Raw genomic sequence first — 262 nt, forward strand, 5'->3', positions numbered from 1 at the left:
TCGGTGTTTTTGGTTGTTCTTCTGCCACTTTTGATTGTACGAATGTTACATTAGCTGTTTTTAATTCGTTATATGTTTGAATAATTTGTTCCCCAGTACTTCCTACATTTTCAAATGCTTGCTTAGCAGTGTTATAGCTTTTTTCTAGTTCTTGAAATGCTTCCTTTGAATATTGACCTGGCTTACCACCAAACTCATACGTACCATCTAACACTTCCTTTACTTTTCCTAGCTCCTCATATAATGCGTTGACTTGCTCTAA

General features: G+C 35.5%; 1 pseudogene. It reads right to left on the minus strand.

From position 1 onward, the window contains the following. Nucleotides 1-262, minus strand: a pseudogene (locus tag MR167_RS32225) (LamG-like jellyroll fold domain-containing protein); the annotation flags it as partial.

This window comes from Bacillus cereus group sp. BfR-BA-01355, from assembly GCF_022663675.1.
Classification (GTDB): domain Bacteria; phylum Bacillota; class Bacilli; order Bacillales; family Bacillaceae_G; genus Bacillus_A; species Bacillus_A thuringiensis_S.